Raw genomic sequence first — 25,458 nt, forward strand, 5'->3', positions numbered from 1 at the left:
GGAAGAAATCATGACCATGGAACAATTGCTCGAACGTGCGAAAACCGCACGCGAACGGGCCTACGCGCCCTATTCAAAGTTCAAGGTCGGCGCTGCGCTGCTGACAAAAGACGGCCGCGTTTTCGATGGCTGCAACGTGGAAAACGCATCGTACGGATTGTGCAATTGTGCGGAACGCACCGCGTTTTTCAGCGCCATTGCGGCGGGTTGCAAACGCGATGATTTCGCGGCGCTTGCCGTGATCGGCGACACCGACGGCCCCATTGCGCCGTGTGGCGCGTGCCGTCAGGTAATCATTGAACTGGGCGGTCCCGATCTGTTCATTCGCCTCGGCAATCTCGCGGGCGTGATACGCGACACGACCGCGCGCGAACAGCTTCCGGACGCGTTTTACCTATGACACGACACAAGGTTATCTACGACACGGATCCGGGTGTCGATGACGCCATGGCGCTTGTTTTCCAGACGCTGCATCCGGATATTGAATTGCTTGGGATCACGAGCGTCTATGGCAATGCCACGATCGATACCACCACGTCCAACGCGCTATATCTGCGCTCGCGCTTTTGCCCCGGCGTGCCGGTCGCGCGTGGCACCGCGGCGCCGTTGCATCGCGCGCCGCCTGCGCCACTCGGCTGGATTCATGGCGACAACGGGCTGGGGAATATCGAGCTGGGCGAACCGGGCGATACGTCGTTGGACGCTCGCTCCGCGCATCGATTCATTATCGATACCATTCGCGCCCAACCGGGCGAAGTGACGCTGATCGCGGTCGGTCCGCTGACAAATCTCGCCCTCGCGCTCGAAGCCGATCCGCAAATCGCAACACTCGTGAAGCAGGTCGTGATCATGGGCGGCGCGTTTGGCACGGCAGGCGTGCTCGGCAATGTATCGCCGGCAGCGGAAGCCAACATCATGTGCGATCCCGATGCCGCCGATATCGTGCTCGGCGCTGCGTGGCCGGTAACCATGGTCGGTCTCGACGTCACACAAGAAACGATCATGCCGAACGCATGGCTCGAGGACTTCGGCGAGCATGACGACGCCGGCCGTTTCGTGTGGGACGTATCGCGTCATTACGCGCAGTTTCACAAGGACAGCGCGGGACTTGAAGGCATCTATGTGCACGATTCATCGGCGGTGGCGTATGTGCTCGCGCCGCATCTGTACACGGTGCGCAAGGGTCCGGTGCGCGTGGTGACGAGCGGTATCGCGACAGGACAAACGATTCAGAAACCGATGACCATGAAGGCGCCCGCGCCGGACTGGGATGATCGTCCGGCGCAGTCAGTGTGCGTTGGCGTGGATGCCGCCGGCATGCTCGACTTGTACAAAAAGACCTTCTTTAAAGCGCTCTAACTGCTCAGTTGCACGCCGAACCACGCGCGCAACGCCTCGACTTCCTCGGCGCACACCGAATGGGGCATTGGATATTGATGCCACTCGATCTTGCATCCATGAGACAGCACGAAGTCGCGCCCCTGCTCGGCCAGTTCCAGCGGAAGCACCGGATCCTGCGTGCCATGCGCGGCGAAGATCGGCGTGTCGCGATTTGCTTCGCTAAACGTTGCATCGATCAAACCCGGCGACGGCACATATCCCGACAACACAATCAAACCCGCCAGCTTTTCCGGATGCGTCAGGCCCGCTGTATAGGTCATCGCGCCGCCTTGCGAGAAGCCGGCGAGAAAGATCTTCGATGTCGGAATGCCGCGCTCGTTCTCACGCGCGATCAGATCGCGAATACGGTCGCACGACGCCGTCAGGCCGGCTTCATCGACACGCCGGTTCACGCCTTCGAACGACAGGATGTCGTACCACGCGCGCATCACATAACCGTTGTTGCCGGTCACCGGCATTTCCAGGGCGTTCGGAAACACGAAGCGCACCCCCGGCAAATCGCCCAGACGCAATTCGGGCACGAGCGGAATGAAGTCGTTGGCATCGGCGCCCAGGCCGTGCATCAGGATCACGGCGAACTCGGGATTCGGCGCGGTTTCCACGTCGATGGTGGACAACAATTCGGTCATGAACGGGACTCCGGTTTAAATAGCTTCAAATGATGGGAACAAGAATGAGCATGATGCCGACCAGGGAGACGACCCAGATGAGCGAGCGCAGGAAAGGAATTCCCGCTGCGTACACAGGCACGTAAGCCACCCGAGCGATGATGTAAATCCACGCGCCCGTGAGCGTCAGCGGGCCTTCGCGGCCCACCATGTGCGTAATCAAAATGGCGATGGCAAAAACAGGCAGCGTTTCGAACAGGTTCGCTTGCGCGCGCATGAGCCTGCCGGTCAGCTTGCCGGGCGGCGCTGCCGGCTTGTCGCGCGCACTGGCGTTATAACCAAGACCGGTCTCGCGGCTGCGCAAAACCGATGGCAGCAGCACCTGGATCAGCGCAAGCACCAGCGCCCAGGCAAGGATATGGAGTTCTGTTGTCATGGTTGCTCTTCAGGTTGATTGCGGGCGAAACCGGATTCATCATGCCATCATTGAAGCACCTGCAGACACGCGGAATTGACTCATGCAAACCCTTCCAGTGCGACTCGTGCCCGGCGACGACCTGCGCAACACGCTCGAAGCCATCGCACGAAACCAGGCAATAAACGCGGCGTTCGTGCTTCAAGGTATCGGTAGCCTGAGCGCGGCGAACCTGCGTTATGCCGGTATCGATCAACCCACGCTACTCGAACGCGACCTTGAAATCCTCACGCTGGCCGGCTCGCTTGGTCCCGACGGCGCGCACCTGCACATGTCCGTCTCGGACTCCACCGGCCGCGTGTACGGCGGCCATGTATCGCCGGGATGCATTGTCAGGACCACGGCGGAGATCCTGCTCGCAAGCCTCGACAGCTTCCGCTTTTCCCGCGAGTTCGATTCCGCCACCGGCTTCCCGGAATTATCGATACACCGTCAAACCTGACGCGTGCGCCAGTATCGGCGCATGAGTTCAATGCTCACGATGCACGCCGCCAGCCACGCCGTGCCCGATGCGAAACCCGCCAGCACGTCGCTTGCAAAATGCACGCGCAAAAACACGCGGCTGCTTGCGGTCGTGACGGCGATGACCGTAGCCAACATTGCTGCGGGCAGACGCCAACGCGCGGGCATGACGGTCATCAGCACGTACGCGATCATGCCGTAAGTCACGAGTGCGCCCGATGCATGGCCGCTCGGAAAACTCCAGCCATCGGCGGTGACGATCTCGCGGTCGTGCACCGGCCGCACGCGCTCGAAGATGCGCTTGAGCGTAGTGTTCAGCACGCCATTGCCGGCGATCGCAATCACGAAACCAATCGCAACCGCGCGCTTCTTGCGCCAGACCAGCAGCGCTGCGCCAAGCACGCACCATACGGCGAGCAGCCATGGATCGCCGAGATGCGTAACGCGCGCAAAGATCCTGATTACATCGATAGGAACGCTTTGCGCGATCCCGTCCGCGAACGCCTGATCCGCAAATCCGAGCGTCTCGCCGTCGCCAATTTCATCGGCGATAGCAGCAAACAATGCGGCCGCCCCGACGATGATCGCAAAGCTCGCCGCCAGATGAATGACAAGCAAGATACGCGGCGACAATCCGCCCTTTTCGCGCGGCAACCCGTAGCGGCGCACGAGCTGCCATGCGCCGAGAACGACAAGAATCGCTATCACAAGCGCCGCGCCATACACCGCGAGCGCGTGCTCTCCCGCCACATGCGCCGCGTGTATCGCGCCGGCGTATCTCGGGTCTGGCTGGTTCACGAGAGCGTAGCCACGGGTAAGTCGAGCGTTTCGGTATCGAAATCCAGCTCGTGCCGCGTAACCGGTTCAAACGATGAAAGCTCGCTATTGAAGTCCCATCGAGCGATGACCGCACGTCGATTGCCTGCAGCCGAGGCGTTATCGTATTCGATCAGGTTCACCGAATTCGGCACCGCACCGCGAACGCGCGAGGACAACGAAGTCCCCGCCTGCACGGCCCACATGCGCCGCGGCAAATCCTTGTACGCGGCATGCAACGGCAATACATAAGGCAGGTGAATATGTCCGCCCATGATCAGATCGGCGCCCGCTAACGCCCAGCGCCGGACCGCATGTTCGCGGCCATGCAAAAGGTTATGCACGTCGTTCGCGCGCGCGGCGAGGACCGGCTGGTGCGTGACGATCACGCGCAATTGCCCGGGCGCCGCACGCTCGAGCCGTCGCGCCACACGCTCAGCCTGTTCCACCGATACTTCGCCATCCTTATGACGATACGGCCGCGTCGTATTCACCCCGATCACTAGAACCGCGTCGGACTCGAACACGGGTTCCAGGTCGTGCCCGAACACGCGCCGATGATTTGCATACGGATGCATCGCGCGCGCGAAAACGTTGAAGAGCGGGATATCGTGATTACCAGGCACGATCACGAACGGCGTCGCACCGAATTTATCGACGAAAGCGCGAGCCGCGCTAAATTGTGCACGCCGCGCGCGCTGCGTAATGTCGCCGGACATGACCACGAGATCCGGACGATGAAGGTCTGCAAGACGCAGCAACGCTTCCACGACCGGCGGTTGTTCGGTGCCGAAGTGGGGATCGGAAATTTGCAGCAGCAGGGTCATGAGCGGTTAGCGTTGGCGACATCGGCCTCGGGTTTGAGCAGAAACAACGGCTCGGAGGCGACGCGAAATTCGAGCGGCATGTTCATCCAGGTCACTTCGCCATCGGTCGCGATCTTCACGGGCCGAGGCCTTTTTGTTGGATGCGTCACCGTGATGTGATCGAACGCGAAGCTGACGACATTGTCTGCATCGCTCATCCTGCCCGTCGCGCCGCGCAAGGTCAGCGCGATCTGCGCAAGCCGCCCGATCGCGCGCGGTGCAATGGCGGCGAGCAACCCTCGTTCCAGCTGCGGCGCTTCGGCCATGCCGATCTGTTCGAGCTGCAGACGATTGTTGCCGACAAACAATGTCGAAGTCCGGATCTCCTGCATTGTGCCATCGTGTTCTATATGCAAACGCAAATGCCGATGCGGCCGCAACAACGTCACAGCGGCGGACCATAGGGCGATCAAGCGGCTGCGGCCGAACTGCTGTTTGTACAGTTCACGGTCCTCGAGCAACTTCGGATACAAGCCAAGGCTTGCGTTGACAAGGAACATGCGGTCGTTGACAAAACCGACCTGCACCGGATGCGCCCGCGCGTTCAGCAACAAGGGAATGGATTCGGCCGGATCGGCGGGAATGCCGTGGTCGCGGCTGAAGTAATTGAACGTGCCTCGCGGCAAGACGGCAAATGGACATCCGCTGCCCAGTACCGCGCTTGCAACGGCACACAGTGTCCCATCGCCGCCGGCGCCAACAACCACGCCGTCTTGCGCCTTCGCGTCGCGGACCGCGTTCGTGGCGGTATCGACGAGCTTCGACGGGTCTTCGACCAGCCTGATCTCGAACTGCCGCCCCGCGCGGCCCAGGGTTTCTTCAAGCGCTGCGCGCGTTTCGTCGCTTTGCTTGCGCCCGGAACCCGCGTTCATCACGATGAAAAACGGCGCATCGCCAGCGATCACTCGCGGCCGATGCGCCTCGGGAGCAGATTTCGTTATTGACGGGGAAAGTTCGGCGGGCGTCATGAATGGCGCTCCTGTCAGGTCGGATCGAGCATGACTCGATGATTGAACGGGCGCGCCGCCCGGCAGATATCAGCCGGAAACCGGGCAGCCGAGCAGCGCCCGTTAATTATAACAATTAGCTTACATTTTGATTAAGGAGTGAAGCCGCGTGACACGATGTGCCATACGGCTTCTTAATAAAGATTGCGGCTACATATGCTCGCCGCGAATATAGCCTTCGAGCTGATGAATGGTGAGCTGCTGCTCGGAGATGATGTTTTTCACCAGATCGCCGATCGAAATCATGCCGACGAGTTTTTCGCCATCGATTACCGGCAAGTGCCGCATGCGTTTCTCGGTCATGAGCGCCATGCAGTCGTCGGTCGTCTGGTCAGGACGCACGAACCGCACTTGCGACGTCATGATTTCATGCACGGGAGTTTGCCGCGAAACCCTGTCCATCAGCACGACTTTGCGCGCGTAATCACGTTCGGTCATGATCCCGACGATAGCTTCGCCGTGCGTGACGACCAGCGCGCCAATATGCTTTTCCGCCATCATGACGATAGCGTCGTAGACCGAAGCTGTATCGGCAATCGTGAAGATGGTGTGATCGGGTTTCGAATTAAGAACTTGTGCGACTGTTGCCATCGAACGCCTCCGTTGAACCGCGCAACGCCTGCCGGCTGGCGGACGTTTGACTCGGGGCCTTGGCTCACCTTACGACCAAATTACCCAGCCCATTCAAAAAGTATAGGCCACCTGCCCATCGTCCGGACGCTCGAAAACATGGGTTTTACCCCGTCCGAGGGTCAATCCCGATACAGCCGCACGCATGTCACGCGGCGTTGAAATGCCGGTGCCATAAACATTGCAATTGGGCTTCAGTTTCCTGCAGGCGCGCCGCTAATCAGAAACCGGCTGGTCAAAGCCCGGCATAAATCGATCAGGAGAACATTTTGAGCAGCTCACAACACGATATCGAACAGCGAGTTCGGCTCGCCGGCAACAACATGTTCGAGCTGCTCCTGTTTCGCCTGGGCGAAGCGCCCGGTTCGGAGCAGCGCGAGCTTTACGGCATCAATGTATTCAAGGTGCGCGAAATTCTCGCGATGCCTGAAATCACCGTCGTTGCCGGCGCGAATGCCGAGATTCTCGGTGTCGCCGATATCCGCGGCCAGATCATTCCAGTAATCGATCTCGCGCAAGTCACGGGTTGCCGGCCGAAAAACGGGCCGAAGATCCTGCTCGTGACGGAATTTGCGCGCACCACGCAAGGCTTCGCCGTGGAAGAAGTCGACGATATCGTGCGGCTCGAGTGGAACCAGGTTTTATCGGCGGAATCGCATTCGAGCGGACGGACAGTGACGAGTTTCGCGCGGCTCGACGGCAACGTGGACGGATCGCGGCTCGCGCAAGTGCTGGATGTCGAGCAGATCCTGCGCGACGTACTGCCGTCAACGGAAGACGAGATCAGCGAGTCCAGCACGGGGCGTCTGGTCTTGAAACCCGGAACGAAGGTGCTCGCCGCCGACGACTCCGGGGTCGCGCGCAGCCTGATCGAGCAAAGCCTGCAAGCGATGGGCGTGTCGTTCATCATGACCAAGAGCGGCCAGGAAGCGTGGAACGTGCTTGAAGAAACGCAGCGCAAGGCTGAATCGGAAGGCCGCCTTGCATCGGACGAAATCGCGCTCGTGCTGACCGATTTGGAAATGCCGGAAATGGACGGCTTCACGCTCACGCGCCGCATCAAGGCAAACGCCGGCATGCAAGCAATACCGGTCGTCATTCACTCGTCGTTGTCGGGATCCGCGAACGAGGAGCACGTGCGAAAGGTGGGTGCAAACGCTTACGTATCGAAATTCAAGCCGGCCGAACTTGCATCCGTGATGCGCAATGCGCTGAAAACCGGAACCTGAAGCACTTTTGGCAGAACAAAACGGCAAAGCCCGCTGGACTTACGTCCAGCGGGCTTTGTCGCACTACACAGTCATTCAGCCATGCTTTACGCGATCAGGACGGCGGTGCTTTTGCCGGTTGTGCGCGTAGGAGCGTTCTGAAGCCTGAAATTACTGACCGAAGAAAACGGCTTGCGACTTGTTGCTGCCGTCACGGTTACTCGAACCTGATTGCGTCAGCGACTTCGCGCCGCCGTAGGCATTGACATCGGCATTGCGGCTTTCAGCAGCCAGCGTTTGCGTGTTCTGGCCTTGTTGCGAAGCCGGAGCGCCAACCGACGGACGATACGACGGTGCCGGACCATAACCGCTGGCGAAAGCCGGAACGGCGATAGAAGCGGTAGCGGCGATAAGCAACGATGCGAGAAGATTCTTTTTCATGATGAGCTCCGATATAGGGTGGACGGTACGACCATTCACAAGGCGTTGCAGCGGTCTTGCTTTGAGTCGTTGCTGCTTCGTCGATGAAAGCAGTGTATACCCGTACTATCGGTTTTTTATCCCCATAAACTTCAATACACAATTCAGGATAGAAGAATAATGAGACAGCTCATAGACCGTCCGGAAACGCTAGAAGCAAGCCTGTAAAAGACTTGCGCGGCGGGAAATTGGGGACAAAGAGGCCGGAAAAACACATCCGGCTTAAAAAATTAATGAACCTGAACGATCTGACTAATCAGGTGAACCAGAACGCCGGGCGCGTTGCCCTTCTGGCAATAACCATCGAAACCCGCATGCACGCCCTTCGACCGGACGTAATCTTCGCCCAGCGCCGTGAACGCGATAATTCCCGCGTTGCGCGTTGGCGAGATTCGACGCAGAACACGCGCTGTCGCAAAACCATCGTGCTCCGGCATGCTGATATCAAGCACGACGACATGCGGAACCCAATTGTCGATCGACTGTAATGCGTCAACGCCACTCAGCGCATAACGCGCGTCGCAACCATCGGCGTTGAGCGCCGCCGCGAGGCCTTCAGCGCTCGCCGCGTTGTCGTCAACAACGAGAATTCGCCATCGTTCATGGTCCGCGTCGACGTTCCGATTCGTCCACAGGGCGCATTTCGGAGAGAAAGATACTGAAAGCATTGACCGCTCTATATTTTGCAAGTGCAGCAAACGCAGCATTTTTCGCGCCAACCCACTACTTTGTCATGCGCGATTCATCCGAACGTGTTGGCGACAGCGGAAAACGTATGATCTGGCAGTGGCTCGAGCGGTTTTTAGCGGCACGCACGACGAATCGTGGGACGCAGGTAAGGCGGACTTTCAGGACTTCGTTTTGACTTTCTTGCCGGAAGATTCGTCCGTTGACCGTAATTTTGCGTTCGCGAGAACCAGCAGGTTTGCATCGGACTGACGCAATGCCTCGTCCAGTTTGTCTAACGCTTCGCGCATCGTGCGTTTCTGCGTTTTGTTCAGCGGTTGCGGACCGTTCTCCGCCACGAGCTTCGCTTCCTTCTCCAGCCGTTTGAGTAATTTCGTGCCGAGACGGCTGTCGATAGCCTGCTCGCCCACCAGTTCGACAATGCTTGCCGCCAGCCGCATCAATCCGTCGGCCGTAGTCTGCGTGGGTTCGTCCTGTTCGACGCGATCTTCCATATGTATTTCCCCGTGATGCGCAATGAAGCGAGAAGGGTCAGGCTGCGCGCGACGGCCTTCTTGCACCGCGCGAGTCTAACGATTTGCCGTGACAGCCATAAGTCCGTTGCGTGTCACGCTGCAATCGCCCAACAGTATCGCAAATCCGATACAAACGATGCTCGCAATCCCGCATTTGCCGCCGACAATCGACGGCTGAACCGTTTTTTTACTCCAGCCGCCAATGACCACCGCCCTGCCTTATGCCTCCGATTTCTCCGGTCTCGTATGCGGTTTTCGCTTCGCCGGAGACGCGGCGGGCGTTGCCATCGATTCCGCCGGCGCCCTCGACTGGCTCGCGCAATGCAGAACGGGCCAAGACGCGGGCGACTTCATCTGGCTGCATTTCGACCTGGCGAACAATGCGAGCGAGCGCTGGATGCGCACACAACTCGACCTGCCCGACGCCTTCTTCGAAACGTTGCGCGACGGCTCGCATTCCACGCGCATCGAACATCAGGAAGGCGCACTGCTCGCCGTGATCAACGACGTGATGTTCAATTTCGACGTAACGCCGTCCGAGATCGCCACGCTCTGGGTCTACACGCGTGAAAAGCTGCTGGTCACGGCGCGGCTGAAACCGCTGCGTTCCATCGATACCTTGCGGGAAGCCGTGCGCGCAGGCGAAGTTTTCCGCTCGACGGTCGAACTGCTGATCCACCTTTTGCGCGATCAGGCCGAATTGCTCGTGCAGATCGTACGGCGCACGAGCATCGACATCGACAAAGTCGAGGACCGTTTTCTTTCGATGCGCGCGCCCGCCACGCGTTCCGAACTGGGAGCGTCGCGACGGGTGCTGGTGCGCTTGCAGCGGCTGCTGGCGCCTGAGCCGGGATCGATTTTCCGGCTGCTGGCGCGTCCGCCGCGCTGGTTGCAGACGCTCGACTTGCAGGATCTGCGCGATGCGACAGAAGAATTTTCCCTCGTCCTCGGCGATCTTGCCGGGCTCGTTGAACGCATCAAGCTGCTGCAGGAAGAGATCGCCGCGCGTCTGGACGAGCAAAGCAACCGCACGCTGTTCACGCTGACGCTGGTCACGGTGCTGGCGCTGCCCATCAACATTGTTGCCGGGATCATGGGCATGAACGTGGGCGGCATTCCGCTCGCGGAAAACAAGCATGGCTTCTGGCTGATGGTCGCGATCGTCGCGACATTTACCGTGCTTGCCGGATGGTGGGCGTTTTATCGGAGGCGGGGAAAATAAGTCCGATAAGCATCTGATCTGTCTCCAAATTTTCACCTTGCATTCACCCATGCCGAACGCAGATACTGTACACATATACAGTATTGGCGATCCGAATGGAGCTGTCTGAAAAGCTGGAAATCCTCGCCGATGCCGCCAAATACGACGCTTCCTGTGCAAGCAGCGGCGCGCCAAAGCGGACATCGCGTGGTCTTGAAGGGCTCGGCGCCAGCACGGGCTCGGGAATTTGTCACAGCTTCACGCCGGATGGACGCTGCGTTTCCCTGTTGAAGATTTTGCTGACCAACTTTTGTCAGTACGACTGTCAATATTGCGTGAACAGGCGGTCGAGCAATGTGCCTCGTGCTCGCTTCACGCCGCAGGAAGTCGTCGATTTAACGATGGATTTTTATCGGCGAAATTATATCGACGGGTTGTTTCTCAGCTCCGGGATCATTCGCTCGTCGAACTACACCATGGAGCAACTGGTTCGCGTCGCCCAATCCTTGCGCGAAGACCACCAATTTCGCGGCTACATTCACCTGAAAACCATCCCCGACGCCGATCCTGGTTTGATCGCGCAAGCGGGTTTGTTCGCGGACCGGCTGAGCGTGAACATCGAATTGCCGACCGATGGCAGCCTGCAACGCCTCGCGCCCGAAAAAAGCGGACGCACCATCAAGATCGCGATGAGCTCCATTCGCGTGGCGCAAGAGGAATCGGAAGCCGAACCGAAGGCGCCGCGTTTTGCGCCGGCCGGACAGAGCACGCAAATGATCGTGGGCGCCGATACCACCGACGACCAGACCATTCTCGCCACCGCCGAGACGCTATACGGATCGTACAAGCTCAAGCGCGTCTACTATTCGGCCTTCAGTCCGATCCCGGATAGTCCGTCGGCCGTGCCGTTGCAGGCGCCGCCGCTGTTGCGCGAGCATCGGCTGTATCAGGCGGATTTCCTGATGCGCGGGTACGGCTTCAGCGCGTCCGAATTGCTCGAAGGCCCGGGCAATCTTTCACTCGATATCGATCCGAAGCTCGCCTGGGCGCTCGGGCATCGCGAAAGCTTTCCGGTCGATCTGAACCGCGCGGCGCTGCGGCTGATCGCGCGAGTGCCGGGCATCGGCATGAGGAATGCGAAGCGTATTGTCGACCTTCGCCGGTCGCGAAAGATTCGCTACGACGACCTCGTGCGCCTTCGATGCAGCATGGACAAAGTGCGGCCGTTCATCACGACGGAAGACTACAAACCGCCGATCCGCGATGTCTCGTCCGCGCATCTGCGCCGCACGCTCGCGGCGGCGCCGGTTCAGCTTTCGCTCTTGTGAGCCGCTCTCGTGAGACGCTCTTGTGAGACGCTCTTGTGAGGCGGTGCGCTGATGCTGATGCGGACAATTGTTATTGATGGAGAATATGCGACGTGGCGCACCGCCGCGCTGTCGGCGCTTACGCAGAAGTTGCCGCCGGAGACCATCGAATGGCGGGAGGCCAGCGACCAGAGCGCCCCTTCTCTTTTTAGTGATATCGACGCGATCGAATCGGTCGAGGGCACGCCTGCGTTGTCCATTTCGAAAACTTTCGCGACTTTGCTGAAGGACGCTGCGCTGTTCCGCGATCCCGAACGCTGGGCCTTTCTCTACAAACTCATCTGGCGATGGGCGCAAGGCGACCGCGCGGTGGAATCTGCCGCCGACGAAGATGGCGTTCGTCTGCACAAGATGGCCAAGGCAGTACGACGCGCGAAACACGACATGATCGCGTACGTGCGTTTTCGCAAACGCGATCCTGCCCTCGGCGCGCCGGAATATGTCGCGTGGTACGAGCCCGATCACGATGTCCTCGCCTGGAGCGCGGACCATTTCGCGCAGCGCATGGGCCGTTCGTCGTGGATGATCACGACGCCGCACGGCGCTGCCATGTGGAGCGGGACGGAAATGCGCATCGAGCGACGTCCGGCGCTCGCCGCCGATCATCTTCCCGAGAACGAAGACGATGCCGAGAATCTCTGGCTGACCTATTACAAGAGCACGTTCAACCCGGCGCGCCTCAACGAGGTTGCGCTGGAGCAGCACATGCCGGTGCGATTCTGGAAGGGGTTGCCTGAGGGAGCGCTGATCCCGCAAATGATCAGCGAAGCGCGCAGCGGCGCCAGAAAAGTAGCGCAGACAAGCACGGTCGGCGCGATGAGTCTGACGAGCGGCAAGGCAATTGTTATGGAAGCCGCAAAGGCGCAACCTGCACGCGATGCAACCACGTCACTCGATGCCTGCCGCCGCTGCGAACTCTGGCGCGACGCCACGCAAGCCGTGCAAGGCGAAGGTCCGGCAGATGCCGCGATCATGCTGGTCGGCGAGCAACCAGGCGATCAGGAAGACTTGAAGGGGCGGCCTTTCGTCGGCCCGGCCGGACAGTTACTCGATTCAGCCATGCAACGCTCGGGGCTGGATCGTTCCGGCGTGTACATGACCAACGCGGTCAAGCACTTCAAGTGGGAACCGCGAGGCAAACGGAGGCTGCACAAAACGCCGGCCCAGCGTGAAGTCGATGCCTGTTCTGTCTGGCTCGAACAGGAACTCGCGACAATCAAGCCGCGTGTAATCGTCGCGCTGGGCGCTACGGCGCTGCACAGCCTCATTGGAAAACAGGCCACGCTCGGCAGTCATCTGGATAAAACCTTGCCCTTCAACGGCGGCTGGCTGGTCACGACTTATCACCCTTCGTTCGCACTTCGCCAGCAGGACGACGCCGCGCGCGATCGCGCCATCGACGTGATCGTCTCGGCGCTGGAGCGCGCGCAACAGCTGGTCTTGGCGGATGGTCCGGACTGAACGTGCTTCAAAATCCGAGGTCGCTCAGGCCAGGATGATCGTCAGGGCGACGACCCAGCGGCCAATGGTATTTACGTTCGGATTCCTTGATCGGCAAGTCGTTGATGCTTGCATGCCGATGCGTCATCAGCCCTGCTTCGTTGAATTCCCAATTCTCGTTTCCAAAGCTGCGAAACCAGTTCTTCGAATCGTCGTGCCATTCGTAGGCGAAGCGCACCGCAATACGCGAACCGGTAAACGCCCACAATTCCTTGATCAGCCGATAGTCGAGTTCGCGAGCCCATTTGCGGGCAAGAAAAGCCTCGACTTCCGCGCGTCCAGAAACAAATTCCGCACGATTCCGCCAGCGCGTGTCTTCGCTATACGCCAGCGCAACGCGCTTCGGATCTCGCGAATTCCAGCCGTCTTCGGCCAGGCGGACTTTCTGCCGGGCGGTGTCGGCATCGAATGGGGGAAACGGCGGTTTGCTTTCCATGACGAGTCCTTTGCGAGGTTAAGTAACAGGTTCTATTTGAGTAGACAGGTCTGTCTACCGGCGTACTCTAGCGCAGGGAGACAGACCTGTCTACAATGATCGAATCATGAATCTACTTGCTTCCACTACGGACCTCGCGGCCGATCTTTCTCCCGCCGAACGGATCCTCGTCACCGCCCACGATCTCTTTTATCGCGATGGAATTCGCGCTACGGGAATCGATCGCGTGATCGCTGAATCGGGCGTCGCGAAGAAGACGTTCTATAAATACTATCCGGCGAAAAACGATCTGATCGTGGCGTTTCTCGAGTACCGGCATCGGAACTGGATGGATTGGTTCGAGGCCGCCGTCAAACGTCATGGCGGCCACGCCGACGCACTCGTGCCGGCGCTCGCGGAATGGTTCAAGAGCGATGTGTATCGCGGTTGCGCATTCATCAATGCAGTGGTGGAAGTAGGCGGCACCTTGCCCGAAGCCGTCGATATCTCGCGCCGTCACAAGCTGGATATGGCGGCTGTCATCAGGACGCTCTTGCCTGCCGGATCGAGAACCGCTAAAGCCGATGCACGCGCGTTGGCCATGGCGGTGGATGGCGCGATTATCGGTGCGCAGTTCGAGGATTCGCCCGAAGTCGCGTTAAAAGCGCTGGCGCGCGTGGTGAAGGCAATTACGGATATTGGCAGAACGTAAGCGCGCCTTGAACACCAACAGAAAAGGGGCTGTTCCGGGTCATCGGAACAGCCCCTTTTGCCACGCTTCGCGCGCTTTGCAGCACGCGCCGCTTGGACTTAATGTCCGCCGCTAAGCACGATCTGAGCGATAACGCCCGTCGCGACTGCTGCGAGCACGTAGTCGCCTCCTACGCCAACCCAATGGTATCCGCGCGGCGGCTGCTGCAATCCGTATCCGCGGTAATCGTCCACCACGTACTGGCGATCGCGGTAGTCGCTGGGCAACCTGTCTCCACGACGCCATTCGCGCGGGCTGTCGCCGTGCATGCCGGGGCCGCCGCGTCCCGGGCCGTTATCCGCACGCGGAGGCGGACGGTTGTCGTCATGGTGCTGGCCGCCAGGCATTCCCTGCGGACCGCGATTCTGCGCCTGATTCTGATCCTGATGACCGTTGCCGTGACCTTGCATGCCTTGCGGCTGACCGCCAGGACGTTGCTGCGGACCGCCGTGATCGTCGTGACCGCCGGGATTGCCCTGTGCAAATGCCGCCGATGCCAGACCCAGAGATGAAAACAGAACTGCTGCAGCGATATGGCTTCTCTTCACGAATACCTCGTTCAGTGTTGTTAGTAGGTAGCCAGTATGCTGTCCGCAAGAGCTATTCCACGGCTTTCTCGCAAAGTTTGACACCTTACGGTTCGCCCACAAATCGTTCGCAGAAACACCGCGCACTGAATGTCGAGCAAGAAATCTTCGCGCTATCGCAATAATTAAAAGTTTCAATCGTCTCCAATCACTGTCGGCGCCGCAATGCAACATCGGGCAAAGCCTTATTGCATAACGCTCTGTTGCGATTATTCGCGCTAACAAGACAGTGTATTCACCTGAACGGTATTTATCGGAACACGCTGAATGCGTAAGTTCGAGCGTGAACCATGCCAGGAACGAACCATGACAGCGTTAGCCAGAAGCGCGGACCCGTGGCAACAGACGGTCCGCTCGTTGACAGCGACCCACTCGAACGCGGCAGAAACTGCCCCGCGACAAAGGGCCGTGCACCCGTTTTTAGAGCGGCTCACGCGCGCGTGGGAGCGCGATCATCCGCATGTCGTAGCGGCGCCGGCGCAATCACGCAGGCCTTTTCCCGAAGCCGTCGTCCGAGTAATCGAGCGGCCGAGCAGCGCTACGGCCATTGTTTATTGGTCCGATGCAGCAACTTGCCATTACGGTTATCAGGGTTGGCGCGTGACCACCGCGACGAGCGATGGCGCCTGCGCCCTGACCGGCGAAGCGATTCATCGTGGTGATGCGGTGTATCGGCCATCGCAGCGGGATCCGAAACCGCAAAATGCATCGGCGATGATTCTCGCGGCTTCCATGCCACAAAATGAAGCGTGCGACGCCGACTTGCAGGATCAACACGCGTAATCGAGCAGCCGAGTCGCGAAAAGTTGCGGTGAAAACGCCGCCGCACGATGCGAATGGAATTTCCGCAATGTGAAAAGCAGCGCCCCGTCATGCTCATGATGAGACGCTGCTTTAACTTCTCGTCGGCGAGCATTTATCCGCCTACGCGACGTCTTGTGTGAATGCGCAGCGTTGCAAGCGCCAACGAAAAACCTTTGCCGCATTGCCGTCAGCGCCTTCAACTCCGTTCTTCTCCGATGGCAAATTCCACGCCAAATTCCGCGCTAGGCGCTGATATTCACTCCATCGTTTCATAAGCCATAAGTACGATTGCAGTCATGTGACAGCTATTACACTGTAGAGCCGCACCATGATTGCTCAATGCGCAACGCCGAGCGGCAAGCGGCCTGAGAGGGCTGACGGCGCGCGCCGGCAAGACATGGTCGTAAATCTGTCATCGCAATTGCGTAGGATCGCAGTCTCCCGCCGCTCCATCACTGCAAGGAGTTCATCGTGAAGAGTTTTCAAGCGCAGCGCGCCGTAGCTCGTGACACCATCCGGTCAGCCGACACAGCGTACGAGTCGCAAGTGTTCAGCGAGCCGAACGAGGCACGTGCAAAGACGGCTCAGGACGTCTACGCCGATTCACTCGACATTCCGCTCAATCATGGCGGCATGATGGATGCCGTGCGCGACGCAGTTCGAGCGAATCTATAAAGCAGCAGCATCGAAAAAAAGCGGCGCCTCGGTGAAGAGAGCGCCGCTTTTTTTCGTCTGCAAAGCCTTCAGAAGTTCGACGCAGGACCTAAACGACGGATCAAATCCGCGTGTTGCGGATTCGCTTTGACCAATACGTCGATATCGGCGAGTTCGAACTCGCTAAATTCGAAGCCCGGCGCGACCGTGCAGCCGACCAGTGCAAAGGACTCCGGATCGCGTAATTCCGCCGCGAACCAGTGCCCTGCCGGAACGACCGCCTGGAACACGGCATCGGCATGAACCAGCGCGTTGCCGAGCCGATGCGCATGCAAATGGCCGGTTGCGTCGATAACGTGAATGTTGATCGGCTCGCCGGCGTAGAAGTGCCAGACTTCGTCCGATCGAATCCGATGCCATGCCGAATGCGCGCCGTCGCAAAGCATGTAATAGATCGAGGTGGATGCCGAGCGTCGCTCCTCCGGCGATTCCTCTCGCGAAACCGCGTCGGCGCCACGAAAGGTTTCGCGAAAAAACCCGCCTTCAGGATGCGGCTGAAGCTTGAATTTTTCGATCAGCACGTCGCGCATAGTTCGCATCCTTTACGATTTCAGCTTGTAGCCGGTCTTGAAAATCCACGCGACCACGCCGATAAACACAGCAAGAAACACCAGCGTCATGATGAGGCTGACTTCCACGCTGACATCGGCGATACCGTAGAAGCTCCAGCGAAAACCGCTGATCAGGTACACCACCGGATTGAACAGCGCGACGGCTTTCCAGAATGGCGGCAGGATATCGATGGAATAAAAACTTCCTCCCAGGAACGTCAGCGGCGTGATGATCAGAAGCGGAATGACCTGCAACTTCTCGAACCCGTCCGCCCAGATGCCGATAATAAAACCGAGCAAGCTGAACGTGACGGCCGTCAGCAGCAGGAACACGATCATCATGAACGGATGATCCACGTGCAGCGGCACGAACAACCGCGCGGTCGCAAGAATGATCAGGCCGAGAATGATCGATTTGGTCGCGGCCGCGCCGACGTAACTGATGACGATCTCCAGATATGACACGGGCGCGGACAACAGCTCGTAAATGGTCCCGGTGAACTTGGGAAAATAGATGCCGAACGACGCGTTCGAAACGCTCTGGGTCAGAAGCGAAAGCATCACGAGGCCAGGCACAATGAACGCGCCATAACTTACGCCGTTCACTTCGGGAATGCGCGACCCGATGGCCGCGCCGAACACAACAAAATATAGCGACGTGGAAATCACCGGCGAGATAATGCTGCCCATGATCGTGCGCCACGTGCGCGCCATTTCGAACTTGTAGATAGCCCGGACTGCATGAATATTCATTTCTTCTCTCCGACCAGGCTCACGAAAATGTCTTCCAGCGAGCTCTGCGTCGTTTGCAGGTCCTTGAACTGGATGCCGTTATCGGCGAGATCTTTCAGCAATGTGATGATGCGGCCGGGTTCGTCCTGCGCGTCGTAGGTATAGGTCAGCTCGCAACCATCCGCCGACAAAGCCAGCCGATACCCGCTCAAACCCGCGGGAATCTGCGTGATTGCATCTTCCAGTTGCAGCGCGAGTTTTTTCTGGCCAAGCTTGCGCATCAGTTCGGCTTTTTCCTCGATCAGGATGATTTCACCGCGATTGATCACGCCAATGCGATCCGCCATTTCCTCGGCTTCATCGATGTAATGCGTCGTCAGGATGATCGTCACGCCGTTCGCCTTCAGGCCGCGCACCAGGTTCCACATGTCGCGGCGCAATTCGACGTCGACGCCGGCGGTGGGTTCATCGAGGAAAAGGATTTCCGGTTCGTGCGACAAGGCCTTCGCAATCAGCACGCGCCGTTTCATGCCGCCGGAAAGCGTGACGAGCTTGTTGTCCTTCTTGTCCCACAGCGACAGCGAGCGCAGCACTTTTTCGATATGCGCCGGATTCGGCGGTTTGCCGAACAGGCCGCGGCTGAACGAAACGGTCGCCCATACGGATTCGAAGGCGTCGGTGGTCAGTTCCTGCGGCACGAGGCCGATCATGGCGCGGGCGGCGCGGTAGTCGGAGATAATCCCGTGACCGTTGACGCGCACGGTGCCTTCCGTGGGATTCACGATCCCGCACACAATGCTGATCAGCGTGGTTTTGCCCGCGCCGTTCGGTCCGAGAAGCGCGAAAATCTCGCCGCGGCGGATGTCGAGCGAGACATTTTTCAGCGCCGTGAAGCCGGACGCATAGCTCTTCGACAGATTCGAAATTTCGATGATGTTTTGCATGGCCGCCAAGATAGCAGAAAGCGGCATATCGTTCGCAAGCGGGCGGGATTACTGATCGGCCGATCCACGCCAATCCGGCGGGAACGTGGCTTGCAACATTTTCCGGCAACGATCTGGAGGCGGTCATGACCGATTCACCCAAGCAATTCGATCTGCAACGTTTTGTCGATGCCCAGAATCCGCTGTTCGAAACGGTGACATCGGAGCTCGAAACCGGCAAGAAACGCACGCACTGGATGTGGTTCGTATTTCCGCAAATTCAGGGACTTGGACACAGCGAAATGGCGCGCCGCTACGCCATAAATTCAGTGGACGAGGCGCGTGCGTATCTCGATCATCCCGTGCTCGGGGAACGCCTGCGCGTGCTGACGCAAATTGTGAACGCGCTCGAAGGGCGTTCGGTGGAGCAGATTTTCGGCTATCCGGACGATCTGAAATTCCATTCGTCGATGACCCTGTTCGCCCACGCCGCCACCGACAAAACCCCGTTCGAACTTGCGCTGAACACCTATTTCGGCGGCGAACCGGATGCGGGAACGGTGGCGCGGCTGAAGTAAATCGACAAGGTCTGTAAGCCAAAACGTTACAATTCGCGTCGGCGTTCTTATTCGTGTCCGGCAGATCTCACAAGGATTCGCGGTTCGGTGCGCCTCTGGCCGCATTTATCGATGGCATGGTCAGCACTTTCCATTTTCGCCGCCTCCTTTAAATCAGCCAGGATCGTCCCAGCATGCTTTCGCGTGTCACCTGCCTCTTTCCCCTTTGGGCCGTGCTTATTTCGGTCGTCGCCTACTTTTCGCCAGCCTCGTTCACGGGCATTGCGCCTCACGTCACCACGCTGCTTACCATCATCATGTTCGCGATGGGCGTCACGCTCTCCTTCGCCGATTTCCGGCGCGTGTTCACGCGGCCGGCGCCGGTGATCGCGGGTATCGGGCTGCATTACCTCGTGATGCCGCTCGCCGCATGGGTGATCGCGAAGGCGTTGCGCATGCCGCCCGACCTGACGGCCGGCATGGTGCTGGTCGGGAGCGTCGCGAGCGGCACGGCGTCCAACGTAATGATCTATCTGGCGCGCGGCGACGTGGCGTTGTCCGTCACCATCAGCGCGTTATCGACGCTCGTCGGCGTATTCGCCACGCCCTTGCTCACGCGGCTTTACGTGGATGCATCGATTGCCGTCGATGTCCACGGCATGCTGATGAGCATCGTTCAGATCGTGGCGCTGCCGATCGTCGCCGGCTTATTCATCAACCAGTTTTTCAACAAGCTCGTGCGCGCGGTCGAACCAGCTTTGCCGATCATTTCGATGCTCGCCATCCTGCTCATCATTTCCGCCGTGGTCGCGGGGACGCAAAAAAGCATTGCGTCGGTCGGCCTGCTGGTGATGTTCGGCGTGGTGCTGCATAACGGCATCGGCTTGCTGGGCGGATATTGGGGCGGCCGTTTGCTTGGCTTCGACGAAGCCGTCTGCCGGACATTGGCAATTGAAGTTGGAATGCAGAACTCGGGCCTTGCGGCGACGCTCGGCAAGCTTTATTTCACGCCGATAGCAGCGCTGCCGGGTGCGCTGTTTTCGGTGTGGCACAACTTGTCGGGTTCGTTGCTCGCCGGGTACTGGGCGGGACGCCCGGCGAAGGGATCGACGCAGGAGCTGGAAGCGGCGAAGGGGTCGCGGTTGGAGGTTTGAATCCAGAACGGCCGATACAACAAATTGTCGTATCGGTCCGTCTCCTCTTGCTTACCCTCCCTGCAGCGTCTTCACCACCTCCTCCGTCGACCTCACCCGCCCCATTCGCGGGAAAATATTCGCAATCACGAACGCGTGAGCCTCGGCGTTCAGCGACGTCATTGCGTCTTCCGCGAACACGAGTTCATAACCGCGATCGAACGCGCCACGCGCCGTGGACTCAACACCGAAGTTCGTCGCGATACCGCTCATGATCACAGTCCTGATGCCCTTGCGGCGCAGGTGCTGCTCCAGATCCGTGCCATAAAATGCGCCCCACTGCCGCTTCGTCACCACCACGTCTCGCTCCTGCACGCCAAGCTCCGGCGACAACTCGGATGCGTTTGCCGGCGGCGGCGGAGAACCCTTGGGCGGCGCGGTGGAAGCATCGGCGGGAAGATGCAAAATCCCGGCGAGATCGACCCGCACCCAAACGACCAAACCTCCTTTCGCTCGCACCGCGTTGGCGAGTTGCACGCTGTTCGTGAGGACATCGGCGGCAGAATGCGGCCCAAGCGGCCGCGCCAGAATGCCATGTTGCAAGTCGATGGCAACCAGCGCGGTGTGCTCAGGATTGAGTTCGAGACGAGACATGTCAGCTCCAATTAAGAAAACGTGCGGGAAACGTGCGCAAAACAAAACGCTCGAAAATGTGAGGACAGTCTCATATTTTACGCGTTTTATCGAACGGCCGCAGAACGCGTGATTTCACCTTATATTAGCGATTGACGATGGTTCGAAAGGGGAACGAACATGGAACGCGACGACTTCATCGAAATGCTTGCGCGCGAGGGTTTCCAGACGACCGTGCTGGTCGAGCGCGAGGCCGGCGCTTCCATGGACGATCACGTCCACCCGTTCGAAGCAAAGGCGTTGATCCTGGAAGGCGAGTTGACGCTCGAGGTCGCGGGCCAGGAAACCCGCTATGAAACCGGCGACGTGTTTCATCTTATGGCGAATGAAGCACACAGCGAACGATACGGACCCGAAGGCGTGTGTTATCTCGTCGGGCGAAAATAGGCTTTCTCCAAAACGACAGATGGCCGGCTATGCGGCCGGCCATCTGTCATGTCGCGCTAACTTCGCTTCGTTACATCAATCCTTCACCACCGATGCAAACGGCATATCCACTGGCGCGGATGAGTGCTTCTGCTTATGCGCTTGCCGCATTGGCTTGAGCACGAATAGCGCAAGAAGCGCAGACGCCGCAGCCATCCCCGACGCCAGCATGAACACCGCGTGCCAGCTTCCCGTGGCCGCCGTGATCACGCTGCTAAAAGGCACCAGCAACGCGGCCGTTCCCTTCGCCGTATAAAGCAGACCAGCATTGGTCGCAGCGAACTTGGGACCGAACGTATCGCCGCAAGTCGCCGGAAAGAGGCTATAGATTTCGCCCCAGGCGAAGAACACGATCCCGGTCAGCACCACGAACGCAACCGGACTTTGCCCGTATTTCGAAAGCAACAAAATACCGATTGCTTCGATGGCAAACGCCATGAACATGGTGTTCTCGCGCCCGATCCTGTCCGATATCCATCCGAAAAACGGCCGCGTCAGACCATTGAGCACCCGGTCGATGGTCAGCGCGAACGTGAGCGCGGGCAACGTCAATCCGAGGATGGAAACCGGCGAGTCGTGCAAGCCGAAGTCTTTCGCGATCGGACCCAGTTGCGCGGTCGCCATCAATCCGCCGGCTGCCATCATCACGAACATGAGGTACATGACCCAGAAGATCGGCGAGCTCATCACCTGCTTGGGCGTGGCGTTGTAGACCGCTTTCTTTAACGCGCTCTTTGCGTTTGCGAGCAAGCTGGCGGGCGGCGCGAACAACGCCATGCCCAGGAAGAAAACGATCAACCCCTGGCCCAGGCCGAACCAGAGGAAGGTCGCTTCGTAGCCGCTGCTCTTGATCATGTGCGCGATAGGCACAACCGTCGCCGCAGAACCCGCGCCGAAACCTGCTGCGGTGATGCCGGCCGCCAACCCTCGTCGATCCGGAAACCACTTGAGCGCGTTGCCCACGCATGTGCCATACACCGCGCCTGCACCCACGCCACCGACTGCGGCCGCGAAGTACAGCATCGGCAAGGAAGCCGAGATCGAGTTGAGCACCCACGCAGCCGCGCACAGCAAGCCGCCTACTACCACCACGGGACGTGGACCGTATTTATCGACGAGATAACCTTCGATTGGAACCAGCCACGTTTCAGTCACAACAAAAATCGTGAACGCTACCTGGATGGCCGCACGGCCCCAGTGATGCTTTTCATCGATCGGATTGACAAACAGCGTCCAGCCGTACTGCATGTTCGCGATCATGGCCATGCAGATCACGCCGAACACGAGCTGCACCCACGGCGATGCCAGGCGCGACTCTCCTACCGGGCGATTCGTTTCCATCACTGTCTCCTTGGCATTTGCTGCCTTGTATTCGCGACGCCGAATTGACGTCTGCCTCATCGTCATCTCAAATTACGAGTGGCGATGGGATACACAATATGTGATATATCAAGTAAGTCAAGTGAAAGAAAGTTCAGGGTTTTCACCAGATCGGGTTACTACTGAAAGAAATATGAAAGATAAATGCAGATTATTGCGACGACTATTCGATGGGCAAAAAAAAGCCCGCAGGCATGCCTGACGGGCTGAGGCGTGGTACGCGACATGGCAGTCCGCAACACGTAAGTTCGTTATATACGAAAGCAAAACGTAATGTAAGCTATTTTTCGTTATTATTTTGTAAGACGAGATCGAAAGTTTTGCCGGGATAGGGAGGGCGATTTTCATGCATTGAACAAGGTGCTCCTTGCGGCATTCATGATCGATGAAATGGCGGGATGGCTGATGCGCTTCTCTATCGAGATCGCGAAGAACTCCTCAACGATCGTCTCTATATGACCAATCTCCCGCAAGCCGTGTTCACGTTTAAGTTGCGCCGCGAGGATTGTCGGAGCGAACAAAACGCCGCGACCTTCACGGCCAAAGGCGAGTGTCAGCGCGCTGTCATCGAATTCCCCGACTATGCGCGGCGCGATTCCCTGCGACTTGAGCCAATGATCCAGCTTTCTTCGCACGGCAGAGTCGTTACCCGGCAGAAGCATCGGCATATCACCGAGCGACGCAGGGTACGACCTCGCGCCACGCACGGCCAGCGTCTTGGGCGCGAAGCAGCTCAATGTGGATCGGCCGAGCAAATGGTTGAACGCCTTCACGTTCACGTCGGGAGGAATCGGCGCATCGGCAATGATCAGGTCGAGTTTATGAACGGCGAGTTGCGACAAAAGCGCATGAAGCTTGCCCTCATGGCAGATCAGTTTCAACGAGTCAGAAAGGTTCAGCGCCGGTTCGAGCAAGCGGTACGCGACCGTCTTCGGCACCGAATCCGCCACGCCCACGCGCAGTTGCGTGCGTGCCGCTTCCTTCTCCTGCCTGACCGCGCTTTCGAGTTCGGCGCCGAGCGAGAAGATTTCATCGGCGTAATCGAGCGCAAGGCGCCCCGCGTCAGTGAGTTCGAGATTGCGGCCGCTTTTCTTGAAGAGCTTTTTGTTGAGCGTGTCTTCAAGCAATTTGATCTGTCCGCTGAGCGTTTGCGGCGTGATATGCAACTGCTCACCCGCACGTGCGATGCCACCCGCGCGCGCGGCCACCCAAAAATAATATAAGTGCTTGAAGTTCATTCCGGCCTCGTAAGCGTCATTCGATACATCGCTTTTTCCGAACTATAAACCTTGAAAATACGAATTTTACATTAAGCTTACTTGCTATACATTGAGGCTTCGTTATCGATCAGGACGAAGGAGCCAGGAGAATGAAATGTCCCGTATGCAAGACCCCGGATCTGTTGATGACAGACCGGCAAGGCATTGAAATCGACTATTGCCCGACGTGTCGTGGCGTGTGGCTCGACCGTGGCGAACTCGACAAACTGATTGACCGGGCCACGGAAGGAAGCGCAAACAACACCGTTTCGCAGCCGGCCGCGGTGCTGACCAACGCGGGCGTCGAGCGCAGGCGGGACGAACGTACGCGCCACGACGAACATGACTATCGCGACGACGAATATCGCGAGCGTCGTCATCCATATAAAAGAAAAAAGTCGATGCTCGGCGAGCTTTTCGACTTCGGTTAAGCATCGACGCTTCGTATTTTTCGATCAATCAGCAATGGCCGTTCAGTGGACGGTCACACATCTTCGAGGTTTCGAATGACAACCGTTGCGCAGTTACTGAGTTCCAAGCCGGATCAATCGTTTCACACCATAGAGGCCACGGCCAGCGTGTTCGAAGCGATCAAACTGATGGCGCATAAACAAATCGGCGCTTTGGTTGTGACATCGGGCGAGCGGATCACCGGGATCTTCACCGAGCGTGACTACGCGCGCAAAATTGTCTTGCTCGACCGGTCGTCGAGAGATACGCCAGTCGGCGACGTGATGTCGCGAGCGGTGCGATACGTGCGCCTGAACCAGACGACCGAACATTGCATGACGCTCATGACGGATAACCGCATACGTCACCTTCCAGTGATCGATGGTGGATTGCTGATCGGGATGGTATCCATTGGCGATCTGGTCAAGAACTTGATCGCCGAACAGCAGTTCACGATTCATCAACTTGAGCACTATATTCGCGGCAATAGCCACGACAGCCAAACTAGCCACACGAGCCGCGCGAATGTGCCGGAAGTCGAAATACGATAACCACGTCGATCCTTTTAGCGAGGTCAGGCAACATGAGACGCGCGAACGAACTGGAAGTCCATCTGGAAAGAAACACGCATTCGGACCGGTTCCGGAAACTGTTTTCAACGAAACTGGACATGACGATCAAGCGGGCACGGATCACGACCCGCCTGGTTGCATCGTATATGGGCGTGAAGGAACACGAGGTCAACTTCTGGCGGGCCGGGATCACGCTGCCGGGCAGCGGACAATGCCGGCGTCTCTCCCGGCTCTTACGGGTAGACGTGGCGTGGTTGTGTGGCACGCCCGGAGCCATTGCGTGAAAAA

General features: G+C 58.6%; 33 protein-coding genes. 16 read left to right on the forward strand and 17 right to left on the reverse strand.

Features of this window, described 5'->3' with window-relative positions; all coding sequences use genetic code 11:
* The first annotated feature begins 10 nt into the window (after positions 1-10).
* Positions 11-400, forward strand: coding sequence for a cytidine deaminase (locus ASG35_RS21285; protein ID WP_056362327.1), 390 nt, complete (start codon positions 11-13; stop codon positions 398-400).
* Positions 397-1,359: a nucleoside hydrolase gene (locus ASG35_RS21290; RefSeq protein WP_056362330.1), complete on the forward strand. Its 963-nt coding sequence runs from the start codon at positions 397-399 to the stop codon at positions 1,357-1,359. Before ASG35_RS21285 ends, ASG35_RS21290 begins: the two co-directional genes overlap by 4 nt.
* On the opposite strand, the gene ASG35_RS21295 is transcribed toward ASG35_RS21290, so the two are convergent.
* Entirely contained in the window at positions 1,356-2,030 is a 675-nt protein-coding gene (locus tag ASG35_RS21295) for an alpha/beta hydrolase (protein WP_056362333.1), read from the reverse strand. The two genes, ASG35_RS21290 and ASG35_RS21295, sit on opposite strands and share 4 nt — an antisense overlap.
* Positions 2,031-2,055: 25 nt before the next feature.
* Positions 2,056-2,445, reverse strand: coding sequence for an MAPEG family protein (locus ASG35_RS21300; RefSeq protein WP_056362336.1), 390 nt, complete (start codon positions 2,443-2,445; stop codon positions 2,056-2,058).
* 82 nt (positions 2,446-2,527) lie between these two features.
* On the opposite strand from ASG35_RS21300, the gene ASG35_RS21305 reads away from it, so the two are divergent.
* Complete coding sequence (locus ASG35_RS21305) at positions 2,528-2,926, forward strand: PPC domain-containing DNA-binding protein (protein WP_056362339.1); 399 nt, start codon at positions 2,528-2,530, stop codon at positions 2,924-2,926.
* On the opposite strand, the gene ASG35_RS21310 is transcribed toward ASG35_RS21305, so the two are convergent.
* The 4 genes from ASG35_RS21310 to ASG35_RS21325 form a co-directional block, all read right to left on the reverse strand.
* Positions 2,917-3,744, reverse strand: a complete 828-nt coding sequence (locus ASG35_RS21310; RefSeq protein WP_082508539.1) for a phosphatase PAP2 family protein — start codon at positions 3,742-3,744, stop codon at positions 2,917-2,919. The genes ASG35_RS21305 and ASG35_RS21310 overlap by 10 nt on opposite strands.
* Complete coding sequence (locus ASG35_RS21315; RefSeq protein ID WP_056362345.1) at positions 3,741-4,589, reverse strand: metallophosphoesterase family protein; 849 nt, start codon at positions 4,587-4,589, stop codon at positions 3,741-3,743. The genes ASG35_RS21310 and ASG35_RS21315 overlap by 4 nt, the downstream gene beginning before the upstream one ends.
* Positions 4,586-5,596, reverse strand: a complete 1,011-nt coding sequence (locus ASG35_RS21320; protein WP_082508540.1) for a diacylglycerol/lipid kinase family protein — start codon at positions 5,594-5,596, stop codon at positions 4,586-4,588. Before ASG35_RS21320 ends, ASG35_RS21315 begins: the two co-directional genes overlap by 4 nt.
* Before the next feature lie 189 nt (positions 5,597-5,785).
* A complete protein-coding gene (locus ASG35_RS21325; protein ID WP_056362348.1) occupies positions 5,786-6,226 on the reverse strand; it encodes a CBS domain-containing protein in 441 nt (146 codons plus the stop codon).
* Between the two features lie 308 nt (positions 6,227-6,534).
* Between ASG35_RS21325 and ASG35_RS21330 the strand changes: the two genes are divergently transcribed.
* Positions 6,535-7,494, forward strand: coding sequence for a chemotaxis protein (locus tag ASG35_RS21330; RefSeq protein ID WP_056362351.1), 960 nt, complete (start codon positions 6,535-6,537; stop codon positions 7,492-7,494).
* Between the two features lie 150 nt (positions 7,495-7,644).
* Here the strand turns inward: ASG35_RS21330 and ASG35_RS21335 are convergent, their stop codons facing one another.
* The 3 genes from ASG35_RS21335 to ASG35_RS21345 all read right to left on the reverse strand — a co-directional run bounded on the left by ASG35_RS21335 (position 7,645) and on the right by ASG35_RS21345 (position 9,134).
* Positions 7,645-7,914, reverse strand: a complete 270-nt coding sequence (locus ASG35_RS21335; protein WP_056362353.1) for a hypothetical protein — start codon at positions 7,912-7,914, stop codon at positions 7,645-7,647.
* 269 nt (positions 7,915-8,183) lie between these two features.
* Positions 8,184-8,621 (reverse strand): response regulator, encoded by a 438-nt coding sequence (locus ASG35_RS21340; RefSeq protein WP_056363699.1) that lies wholly within the window; start codon positions 8,619-8,621, stop codon positions 8,184-8,186.
* A 180-nt stretch (positions 8,622-8,801) separates the two neighbouring features.
* Positions 8,802-9,134: a hypothetical protein gene (locus tag ASG35_RS21345; RefSeq protein WP_056362357.1), complete on the reverse strand. Its 333-nt coding sequence runs from the start codon at positions 9,132-9,134 to the stop codon at positions 8,802-8,804.
* A gap of 223 nt (positions 9,135-9,357) precedes the next feature.
* On the opposite strand from ASG35_RS21345, the gene ASG35_RS21350 reads away from it, so the two are divergent.
* The 3 genes from ASG35_RS21350 to ASG35_RS21360 all read left to right on the forward strand — a co-directional run bounded on the left by ASG35_RS21350 (position 9,358) and on the right by ASG35_RS21360 (position 13,184).
* The gene (locus ASG35_RS21350; protein WP_056362359.1) at positions 9,358-10,377 is read left to right on the forward strand and encodes a transporter; all 1,020 of its coding nucleotides are present in this window, start codon (positions 9,358-9,360) and stop codon (positions 10,375-10,377) included.
* 95 nt (positions 10,378-10,472) lie between these two features.
* Positions 10,473-11,684 carry a putative DNA modification/repair radical SAM protein gene (locus tag ASG35_RS21355; RefSeq protein ID WP_056362361.1) on the forward strand — a complete coding sequence of 404 codons (1,212 nt, stop codon included), beginning with the start codon at positions 10,473-10,475 and terminating at the stop codon, positions 11,682-11,684.
* A 57-nt stretch (positions 11,685-11,741) separates the two neighbouring features.
* Complete coding sequence (locus ASG35_RS21360) at positions 11,742-13,184, forward strand: UdgX family uracil-DNA binding protein (protein WP_056363701.1); 1,443 nt, start codon at positions 11,742-11,744, stop codon at positions 13,182-13,184.
* Between the two features lie 7 nt (positions 13,185-13,191).
* Here the strand turns inward: ASG35_RS21360 and ASG35_RS21365 are convergent, their stop codons facing one another.
* The gene (locus ASG35_RS21365; protein WP_056362362.1) at positions 13,192-13,659 is read right to left on the reverse strand and encodes a nuclear transport factor 2 family protein; all 468 of its coding nucleotides are present in this window, start codon (positions 13,657-13,659) and stop codon (positions 13,192-13,194) included.
* Positions 13,660-13,765: 106 nt separating this feature from the next.
* On the opposite strand from ASG35_RS21365, the gene ASG35_RS21370 reads away from it, so the two are divergent.
* Positions 13,766-14,350, forward strand: coding sequence for a TetR/AcrR family transcriptional regulator (locus ASG35_RS21370; protein ID WP_056362365.1), 585 nt, complete (start codon positions 13,766-13,768; stop codon positions 14,348-14,350).
* Between the two features lie 98 nt (positions 14,351-14,448).
* On the opposite strand, the gene ASG35_RS21375 is transcribed toward ASG35_RS21370, so the two are convergent.
* Entirely contained in the window at positions 14,449-14,937 is a 489-nt protein-coding gene (locus tag ASG35_RS21375; RefSeq protein ID WP_235527666.1) for an RcnB family protein, read from the reverse strand.
* A gap of 447 nt (positions 14,938-15,384) precedes the next feature.
* On the opposite strand from ASG35_RS21375, the gene ASG35_RS21380 reads away from it, so the two are divergent.
* Both ASG35_RS21380 and ASG35_RS21385 read left to right on the forward strand, forming a co-directional pair.
* Positions 15,385-15,759, forward strand: a complete 375-nt coding sequence (locus ASG35_RS21380) for a DUF3331 domain-containing protein (protein WP_235527667.1) — start codon at positions 15,385-15,387, stop codon at positions 15,757-15,759.
* 492 nt (positions 15,760-16,251) lie between these two features.
* Complete coding sequence (locus ASG35_RS21385; RefSeq protein ID WP_056362371.1) at positions 16,252-16,455, forward strand: hypothetical protein; 204 nt, start codon at positions 16,252-16,254, stop codon at positions 16,453-16,455.
* A 68-nt stretch (positions 16,456-16,523) separates the two neighbouring features.
* Here ASG35_RS21385 and ASG35_RS21390 read toward each other — a convergent pair whose 3' ends face one another.
* Genes ASG35_RS21390 through ASG35_RS21400 form a run of 3 tightly spaced genes read right to left on the reverse strand, consistent with a single transcriptional unit; the run spans position 16,524 to position 18,721 of the window.
* Positions 16,524-17,033, reverse strand: a complete 510-nt coding sequence (locus ASG35_RS21390) for a cupin domain-containing protein (protein ID WP_056362374.1) — start codon at positions 17,031-17,033, stop codon at positions 16,524-16,526.
* 3 nt (positions 17,034-17,036) lie between these two features.
* On the reverse strand, positions 17,037-17,798 hold the full coding sequence (locus ASG35_RS21395) for an ABC transporter permease (RefSeq protein ID WP_056362377.1): 762 nt from the start codon (positions 17,796-17,798) through the stop codon (positions 17,037-17,039).
* Positions 17,795-18,721 (reverse strand): ABC transporter ATP-binding protein, encoded by a 927-nt coding sequence (locus tag ASG35_RS21400; RefSeq protein ID WP_056363705.1) that lies wholly within the window; start codon positions 18,719-18,721, stop codon positions 17,795-17,797. Before ASG35_RS21400 ends, ASG35_RS21395 begins: the two co-directional genes overlap by 4 nt.
* 125 nt (positions 18,722-18,846) lie before the next feature.
* On the opposite strand from ASG35_RS21400, the gene ASG35_RS21405 reads away from it, so the two are divergent.
* Together ASG35_RS21405 and panS are read left to right on the forward strand one after the other, a co-directional pair.
* Positions 18,847-19,278, forward strand: a complete 432-nt coding sequence (locus ASG35_RS21405; protein ID WP_056362380.1) for a DUF1810 domain-containing protein — start codon at positions 18,847-18,849, stop codon at positions 19,276-19,278.
* A 173-nt stretch (positions 19,279-19,451) separates the two neighbouring features.
* Positions 19,452-20,411, forward strand: a complete 960-nt coding sequence (gene panS / locus ASG35_RS21410; RefSeq protein WP_056362383.1) for a ketopantoate/pantoate/pantothenate transporter PanS — start codon at positions 19,452-19,454, stop codon at positions 20,409-20,411.
* Positions 20,412-20,462: 51 nt separating this feature from the next.
* Here the strand turns inward: panS and ASG35_RS21415 are convergent, their stop codons facing one another.
* Positions 20,463-21,044, reverse strand: coding sequence for a hydrolase (locus ASG35_RS21415; RefSeq protein WP_056362385.1), 582 nt, complete (start codon positions 21,042-21,044; stop codon positions 20,463-20,465).
* A 159-nt stretch (positions 21,045-21,203) separates the two neighbouring features.
* Between ASG35_RS21415 and ASG35_RS21420 the strand changes: the two genes are divergently transcribed.
* A complete protein-coding gene (locus tag ASG35_RS21420) occupies positions 21,204-21,470 on the forward strand; it encodes a cupin domain-containing protein (RefSeq protein WP_056362388.1) in 267 nt (88 codons plus the stop codon).
* 75 nt (positions 21,471-21,545) lie between these two features.
* Here ASG35_RS21420 and oxlT read toward each other — a convergent pair whose 3' ends face one another.
* Together oxlT and nhaR are read right to left on the reverse strand one after the other, a co-directional pair.
* Positions 21,546-22,850: an oxalate/formate MFS antiporter gene (gene oxlT, locus ASG35_RS21425; RefSeq protein WP_056363707.1), complete on the reverse strand. Its 1,305-nt coding sequence runs from the start codon at positions 22,848-22,850 to the stop codon at positions 21,546-21,548.
* 383 nt (positions 22,851-23,233) lie between these two features.
* Positions 23,234-24,127, reverse strand: a complete 894-nt coding sequence (gene nhaR, locus ASG35_RS21430) for a transcriptional activator NhaR (RefSeq protein WP_056362390.1) — start codon at positions 24,125-24,127, stop codon at positions 23,234-23,236.
* 131 nt (positions 24,128-24,258) lie between these two features.
* Here nhaR and ASG35_RS21435 point away from each other — a divergent pair, with 131 nt between their 5' ends.
* From ASG35_RS21435 to ASG35_RS21445, 3 genes are all read left to right on the forward strand, one after another.
* Positions 24,259-24,579 (forward strand): TFIIB-type zinc ribbon-containing protein, encoded by a 321-nt coding sequence (locus ASG35_RS21435; RefSeq protein WP_056362393.1) that lies wholly within the window; start codon positions 24,259-24,261, stop codon positions 24,577-24,579.
* A gap of 75 nt (positions 24,580-24,654) precedes the next feature.
* On the forward strand, positions 24,655-25,149 hold the full coding sequence (locus ASG35_RS21440; protein ID WP_056362395.1) for a CBS domain-containing protein: 495 nt from the start codon (positions 24,655-24,657) through the stop codon (positions 25,147-25,149).
* 32 nt (positions 25,150-25,181) lie between these two features.
* Positions 25,182-25,454 (forward strand): hypothetical protein, encoded by a 273-nt coding sequence (locus tag ASG35_RS21445; protein WP_056362398.1) that lies wholly within the window; start codon positions 25,182-25,184, stop codon positions 25,452-25,454.
* Positions 25,455-25,458 lie beyond the last annotated feature (4 nt).

The organism is Burkholderia sp. Leaf177 (assembly GCF_001424345.1).
Taxonomy (GTDB): domain Bacteria; phylum Pseudomonadota; class Gammaproteobacteria; order Burkholderiales; family Burkholderiaceae; genus Caballeronia.